Source organism: Clostridium sp. 1001283B150225_161107_B6 (assembly GCF_015556325.1).
Classification (GTDB): domain Bacteria; phylum Bacillota; class Clostridia; order Lachnospirales; family Lachnospiraceae; genus Enterocloster.
In genome coordinates, this window is the sequence record NZ_JADNMD010000022.1 from 19877 (window position 1) to 27459 (window position 7583).

A 7583-nucleotide genomic window follows, 5' to 3' on the forward strand; every position below is an offset into this window, starting at 1 on the left:
TTATTCCTCCTTTTCCAGAAGAGGAAGTACATTCTTCTCCAGAACCCTTTCCATTGCCTCAACTGTAAAATACTGATTATACAGTTTCTGAATTAGCCCTCTCTTCTGCAGTAACGAATCTGTTTTTAGGAGTATATCTGATGCACATTCCTTGTAGGAATTCCCTATACAATTAATTCCTATTCCGTACTGTTCTACCATTTCCCATGTGTCTCCCTGAATATTATTGATTATCGGAAGTCCATAACAAAAATAATCGATGGATTTCATGGTCAGACCTACACACACACCTGGCTTCATTATGTTAATTCCATAACTACACCTGTCGAAAATCTCCTGTTTTTTGGTTTCATCATAGACCGTCCCATAATACTCAGTCTCTATCCCATTCTGCTTTAAGATTTCAAGAAATGCCTGCCGCTTCTCCCCATCTCCTACAATATGAAGCTTTACTTTTTTACTTCGATTCACCTCCCCCAAAATTTCTGTAACGGCATTCATATCAATTATATTATTTACAGACCCCAGATAAACTACATGCATACAATTGTCATCCTTCTGAAATGCCCACTCACTGGCCCCCTTATCCTTTGGCCAATACAGCGTTACCGCCTCCTCTGGTTTTAACCCAATAAGTCTCTTATACAAACCGCATTCCGTAAACACCAAGTCCGCCTGTCCTAAATTATCATCTCTCAACCTTCTCCAGCACTGAAGCGGCCATAATGTCCCTACACCTTTTAGAGGCAATGACTCCGGCCACATATCTATAATATCCAGAACCACCTTTGTATGAAGAATCTTTTTTAATTTAACTGCAGTACGTGCAAGGGAATTGGCTGGTATCATGACATAAAGCAAATCAACTGGCTCATTCTTCAAAACGTGAAATACCTTCCGTGCAAAGTCGTACTGTGAGTACAAACGCCGGATAGATAAGTTTTTTTTATACACAACTGTTTCAATATAACGATGATTTGACCTGGGTAATCTTCCCTTTTTCTTTTCCCTATGAATAAAGTCTGATTCCAGCCACAATACATTGTAACCTAATTTTTGAAAATATTGACCTATCTTTTCTGCTCTGGGCTCATAGCTGGCCGAATTAGTCACAATCACAATATTCATAGTGCCCTGCTACTCCTTCACATCCTGTTTCTCGGTTTCATGTTCCATGGCCTCTGATTCCTGGGAAGAAAATCCTTCTGTACTTTCTTTTTCAAATAGGATTTTTATTGTTTTGAATAAAATTTCAATATCCAGAAGCAGTGAGTAGTTCTGAATATACATCAAATCCATCTTCAGTTTATCATATGCCGTTGTATTATACTTTCCATAGACCTGTGCATATCCAGTCAAGCCTCCCTTGACCTTCAGACGATATGCAAACTCCGGTATACTGTCGGAGTACATATTCACATGCTCAATTCGTTCAGGTCTTGGTCCTACCAAGCTCATATCACCTTTTAAGATATTCAGAAGCTGCGGAAGTTCATCAATTCTTACTTTTCGAATAAGACGTCCTACTGGGGTTATACGCGGATCATGCTCTGTCGCAGGAATTGAAGCACCGCCTTTCTCAGCATCTACTATCATACTGCGGAATTTGCATATCATGAAAATCTTTCCATCCTTTGTGCAACGTTCCTGGTAGAAAAACACTGGTCCTCTATCATAAAGTTTAATCGCAAGTGCTGTTGCCATCAGAATTGGCGAGGTCAGAATCAGCATAAACAACGATATCCCTATATCCATGGTACGTTTTATAAATGCCTGTTCAATAGACAACCCATCATTTCTGGACAGCAATAAAGGAGTATCAAAATAATGCATACTCTCCGCGCTTCTGATAATAATATCGGAAATCTTCGGTGTACTGTATACTCGAATTGATCTGGCATAGCAGAACTTTAGAAAATCATTTCTCATAGCAGAAGGCAAATCACAGATTACTACTCCTTCATATTTCAAAATCTCCTCTTTGACTTCGTCACAACTGTTCTCTATCTTTAAACATTTCCCTATCTCAAAGCAATCCTCACGACTATATATTTTATTCATCAATGCTGTTACAGGTCTTTCTCCATACAGCATAATCACCTTACGGGGTGGATATAAGCCTCGGTAAATCCTATTAGCCACATATCCCCATAAAGCAATCAACACAAACTGACCTGCAGTCATCCATACCAAAGGAAAAACCGAGCGAAAGTGTTTGACAAGCAATACAATCGGAATATATGATACTGCATTTGAACACATTGTTGCAAGCGTATGTGTATAAATCAGTTCGCCAGTCCTCAAATAGCCCAAACGAAGGCTCCCATACATATTACTAAATACATATAAAATCAGTGCATATACTGCTGCTAAAAAGTAATGTCCTAAACGCTGATACGGCATCTCCATCTGTTCGTTATAACAGTAAATCCAGATATACATAAAGATTAGCGATTGTATTCCTATCAAACACATCTTTGCAACAAATCGAATGAGACGTTTGTATTTATCGTATTTTTTCACTTGTTGTTACCATACTTCCTTACAGTATTCTTTTTCTAAAAGTACTCTAAGTATAACATTCTTTAAATTGCGGTGCAACTTATTCTCCCTATTTGCAGTTATATCCAGCTTATCCAATTCAGATACACAAAGAATTCTTTTCAGGCCCTAATACTAGCTTGAAAAGAATTCTCTATTTTAAAACTTATATACCATCATTCTGTACAGCCGCAAGTCCTACCATAATAAGAGTAAACATAATAGGCGCTACTATAGGGACGCTGATGTTTACAAATGCCTGCGCACAATAACATACTACTGCTATTGGTACAGCCATTACAATAGGACAATCTTTTGCCTTACGGATAATGTACACTAATGATGTACAAATAAAGCCTACATATGCAGTCACTCCTACCATCCCTATTGTCACGAGATATTGCAGGTATTCATTGTGAGCACTATCAAATTTCTCATTATATCTGCTTATCATATCATCATAGTAACCGTGTACTGTAATAATTCCAAACGTATCCGGTCCATATCCAAAAAGTTTATGCATAAACGGAAACTTTCCATATATTTCAATTGCTATTCTCCATATATATCCTCTATGTGTTCCCCAATCATCGTCAAAAATAATATAATTTTTTAGTGAGCCATATTTCTCCAGATTGCCCACAATGTTAGCATCGTAAAGAATATAGACTCCTGTCAAAAACATTACTGCTAAAATCACCAGCCATATCCACCTACCGGCATTACTCTCAATTAACTTATTGCCTTTAATTAGAACCGTTTCCAAAATTGTTATGAGTACTGCCACTGCCCACAGAACCATTACAACAACTGGAAGTTTACTAAAACCAGCGATTACATTAAACAGGCCATTAATCTCCATAACATGATTTGGAATATTCTGACCGATATAATCAATAAATAGAAATTCTGTACTCAAAATCGCCAGAATTATAACATAGTCTCTAAGACCTCGAAGGTTTTTAAAAAGGTACAAGGGCAATAGACACAGAAGGGCTATCATGGCCAAATATGCATTGTCACTAATTCCAGTAATCATTGCAAATATGGATATCGACATTGCTAAAGCATATAATAACTTTTTAAATTTATTTCTTTCTACGCAAAACAGAAGCGTACTCGCTCCCATAATCAGAGATACATAGGACGTATAAGTATTGATATTACCAATAGTGGACACAAATATCTTATAGTCTTCTGGGGATAGGTCCTGTTTAAAGCCAATTGGATCCAGTTTAAAATAATGAAGTATACCAACGAGGCATGTCAGTATACCAGCTACCACAAATGCATCAAAATACCATCGCCTGAACTTTAGGCATTTGGTGATTATAAAATAGCTGGCAGCATATAACAAAATCAAAAATAGACCTGAATATCTTCCCTCATTACCCCAGAAAGATTCATAGAAATATTCCGACTGAAAGGTTGATATCACAGCAGACACTACAAATAATATCATTGCCCAATCAGCTACTTTTAAGGATTTTCTCGTAAATCCATGCCGTAATGCCTTTATTGTACCATAGTCATTCTCTATACCATCCTTACGAATAAATACGACAGCAATAATCAGTATCACAATAGTCATCGATATAACTGTACCACAATATAGCCAGTATTTAATCGCCAATATGTCAAAATACAAATCATGAAATGCCAATGGCAATGCCACAAAAACTATCAATGTCAGGATTAATGCAGGAATAGAATTTGCATTTTTCCAAGATTGTAATATATCCGATTGTCTATCTATACTTTTATCTTCCTTCATCATATGTTTACTTTCGCTTTCTGTGTAGTTTGAGGTTTTTAATAGTATATCATTTTACCCCTATTTGTGCAACTTTATGAATAGAGATTTCACCAGGTCATCCCTATTATGTAGTAGTATATGCTATATAGCAATAATTTTCCATATACGAAGTATAATCAACTCGTAATGCAAAAAGGAATTTCAAAGAGTATTTCAAAAAGAAAAAGGAGAGTGCATTAATTATGAGAAAGCAGACAAAGTTAGTTGCTGTATTATCAACAGCAGCACTGCTCGCTATTGGTGCATCCATGACTTCTTTCGCAGCTACAGGATGGGCTGAGGAAGACGGTACTTGGGTATATTACAACAGAGATGGCGAGAGAGCAACTGATCAGTGGAAGAAATCCGGTAATAACTGGTATTGGCTGGATAGCAATGGCGAAATGGCTATTGATCAGATTATTGAAGACAGTGACAACTATTATTATGTAGACATCAACGGTGTTATGGCAGCAAACCAGTGGGTAGCCATTGACAACGAGGATGCAGGACAGGATGACGAGCCAGATCATTACTGGTACTATTTCCAGTCTAATGGTAAAGCATTAAAGAATGGAGATAACAGCAAAGTTGCATTAAAGACAGTTAACGGCAAGAAGTATGCCTTTGACGAAGAAGGTAAGATGCTGTTTGGCTGGGTAGCAGAAGATAATGCTGAGCGCATTGATAATACCGACGGCGATGGCTTCAAGGAAGGTGATTACTACTTCGGCGGCGAAGATGACGGCGCAATGACCGTTGGCTGGTTAGAAATGGACATCACTTATGACGAGGCTACTAATGACTACACAAAGTCTCCAGTATTTAACGATGATGAGGATCAGACACGTTGGTTCTACTTCAAAGCTAATGGTAAGAAAATCAAAGCTGAGGGCGGAGATGAATTAAAAGAAAAGACCATCAATGGCAAAAAGTATTCTTTTGATGAGTATGGCGCTATGACAGCAGAGTGGTCTCTGGATGTAGACAATATCAGAAAGAAAGCAAGTACCTCTGATCCTATTCCTGCTTCTAATAGTACACCTACCACCAACAGTGTTGCTGCTAAATATGCACAGCAGTGGAGATACTTCAGCAGCGTTGAAGATGGTGCTAAGGTTAAGAAAGGCTGGTTTAAGGTTGTTGCAGCCGAGTACCTGAATTACGATAAGTACAATGATGATGAAGACGCTTGGTACTATGCAGATGGAAGCGGTAATCTGTATGCCGGCGAATTCAAGACCATCAAGGGTAAAAAGTACGCTTTCAGAAATGATGGCCGTATGATTGATGGTTTGAAATTCATCAGAGAAGACAAGACTGCTGGTAAGGTAACAGGACTGTCAGTATGGGCTGATGATGATGATCCATATAGATTTGATACAGAAGATGACTTCGATGAGAACTCCTTAACATTAGAACGTATGGGTTACAAGTGCTACTACTTCGGAAACGGAGATGACGGCGCTATGAAGACCAATAAGACAACCGTTGAGATTGATGGAGATAAATTCAACTTCTACTTCGAGAAGTCCGGCGGAAACAAGGGTGCTGGTAAGACTGGTGATAAGGATGATAAGTTCTATCAGTCTGGCAAATTGTTACGTGCAGGCTCTGATGAGAAGTATCAGGTAGTTGAAAAATTAACTCAGGCAACACTGGATGACACTGGCAAGGCTGGCAGCGGTACTATTGAGGGATATAATAAGTTAGACGATGTTAAGGAATTCCTTGAGGCAATCACACCAGCTAACTACAGCGAGGGTGTAACTGAGGCAAATGTAAAACTCTTAAAGGGTCTTGGTGTAAACAAGGATGCCAGCGACCTCAGCGAACTTTACATCATCAACTATGATAGAAAAGACGCTGCTGGTAAGAGAGAAGCAGATGCTATTAGTGCAAGTGATTACTTCCTGGTAAATACCTCCGGTAAGGTAATTGATACTAATTCTAAGAATAAGGATGGCAATGATTACTACTACGTAGTTCAGAAGAATGGTAAGACTGGCAAGATTGTTGCTGTTTATGTTGAGGATTAATATTTTAAAAAGTAATTCTTAATTTATAAGGGGGAAGCGTTGTGACTGATTAGTTTATATGGTCACAACGCTTTCTTTTTACAATAAACATGAAATCATATGAAAGAGGAGAATAATACTTATGCTAAAAAAGGCTTTTTTGGCGACAAGTCTTTTGTTATCTTTGACTTTGTTGCAACCACTTACTTCATTTGCAGATACACAAGATACCACTTCTGCGACTACCATGGAAAATTGCGGAGCCTATCTGTTTGAGTGGCGCCCCGTAGACTGCGGTAATGGACATTATTTTGCCATATTAGTAGGCGGAGATACCCTTGAAGAGCGGAACGTAATACTTAATAGAGGATATGATTATGCGTATACTTTTAATCCTATGGCTTATCCACGGCCATGGGGCACAGTACCCGAATTGGTCAATATCGATGGACTTTGGGGGATTCCAGAAAATTGGGCACTTATGCCGGAAGGTAGCCAACAAACAACTCAGATTGTTTTGCTGACGAATAAAACCACATTTGCAACAAAAGAACGCTACGTTGATGTTGTAAGACTACCACGAAGTGTATCATCAGCAGATTTACCTCCTGAAGTACGAAAATACTTAATCAATGTAGATGGAACAGATGCTGGGGCATATGATAATGCAACACCAGCAGGTTGGACCTGGAATGAAGAGGGATTTTGGCGCTACCGGAAACCGGACGGAACCTTTGTAAGCAATGGATGGTTAAATATTGATGAGCAGTCATACTATCTGGACGAAAATGGTCATATGCTTGCAGATACAATTACACCTGATGGATTTTATGTGAATACAAAAGGAGAGAAGCAAAGGTACACCCCTGGTTGGATGCAAGGTGAGAAAGGCTGGAGATACGTCCAAAAGAATGGATATTATGCTGCATCTACCTGGTTGGAAGATACAGATGGCAAATGGTACTATTTTGATATGAGTGGATATATGAGTGTAAACGAGACAACACCTGATGGCTTCCATGTTGGCGAAGATGGTTCTTGGGATGGCCAGCCTTCCAGCATAGAATACCAAAAAAATCTCGGTCCTGGATATCAGCAGCAAGCCGAAGCTGAAGAATAATTGAGTGTGTGAAGAAAAGTCTGTAAAAGCTGATCTTCTATGATAATAACTGGGCTGAAAGTTCTTTCTTGGACCTTCAGTCCTTGTATTATATATAACAGCAACTACT

General features: G+C 38.6%; 5 protein-coding genes. 2 read left to right on the plus strand and 3 right to left on the minus strand.

What is annotated here, in order from left to right; all coding sequences use genetic code 11:
• From I2H39_RS28555 to I2H39_RS28565, 3 genes are all read right to left on the minus strand, one after another.
• On the minus strand, positions 1-1128 hold the full coding sequence (locus I2H39_RS28555) for a hypothetical protein (protein WP_195628108.1): 1128 nt from the start codon (positions 1126-1128) through the stop codon (positions 1-3).
• Positions 1129-1137: 9 nt separating this feature from the next.
• Entirely contained in the window at positions 1138-2442 is a 1305-nt protein-coding gene (locus I2H39_RS28560) for a sugar transferase (protein WP_330641085.1), read from the minus strand.
• A gap of 265 nt (positions 2443-2707) precedes the next feature.
• Complete coding sequence (locus I2H39_RS28565) at positions 2708-4318, minus strand: O-antigen ligase family protein (RefSeq protein WP_227147754.1); 1611 nt, start codon at positions 4316-4318, stop codon at positions 2708-2710.
• Between the two features lie 221 nt (positions 4319-4539).
• Between I2H39_RS28565 and I2H39_RS28570 the strand changes: the two genes are divergently transcribed.
• Positions 4540-6375: an argininosuccinate lyase gene (locus I2H39_RS28570; RefSeq protein ID WP_138311781.1), complete on the plus strand. Its 1836-nt coding sequence runs from the start codon at positions 4540-4542 to the stop codon at positions 6373-6375.
• A 121-nt stretch (positions 6376-6496) separates the two neighbouring features.
• Positions 6497-7474 (plus strand): choline-binding protein, encoded by a 978-nt coding sequence (locus tag I2H39_RS28575; protein WP_138311782.1) that lies wholly within the window; start codon positions 6497-6499, stop codon positions 7472-7474.
• Positions 7475-7583: the final 109 nt, after the last annotated feature.

Bases quoted from the DNA above. Each gene is read 5' to 3' on its own strand.
- I2H39_RS28555 (WP_195628108.1), bottom strand. From the start codon at position 1,128: ATGAATATTGTGATTGTGACTAATTCGGCCAGCTATGAGCCCAGAGCA.
- I2H39_RS28560 (WP_330641085.1), bottom strand. From the start codon at position 2,442: ATGTATATCTGGATTTACTGTTATAACGAACAGATGGAGATGCCGTAT.
- I2H39_RS28565 (WP_227147754.1), bottom strand. From the start codon at position 4,318: ATGATGAAGGAAGATAAAAGTATAGATAGACAATCGGATATATTACAA.
- I2H39_RS28570 (WP_138311781.1), top strand. From the start codon at position 4,540: ATGAGAAAGCAGACAAAGTTAGTTGCTGTATTATCAACAGCAGCACTG.
- I2H39_RS28575 (WP_138311782.1), top strand. From the start codon at position 6,497: ATGCTAAAAAAGGCTTTTTTGGCGACAAGTCTTTTGTTATCTTTGACT.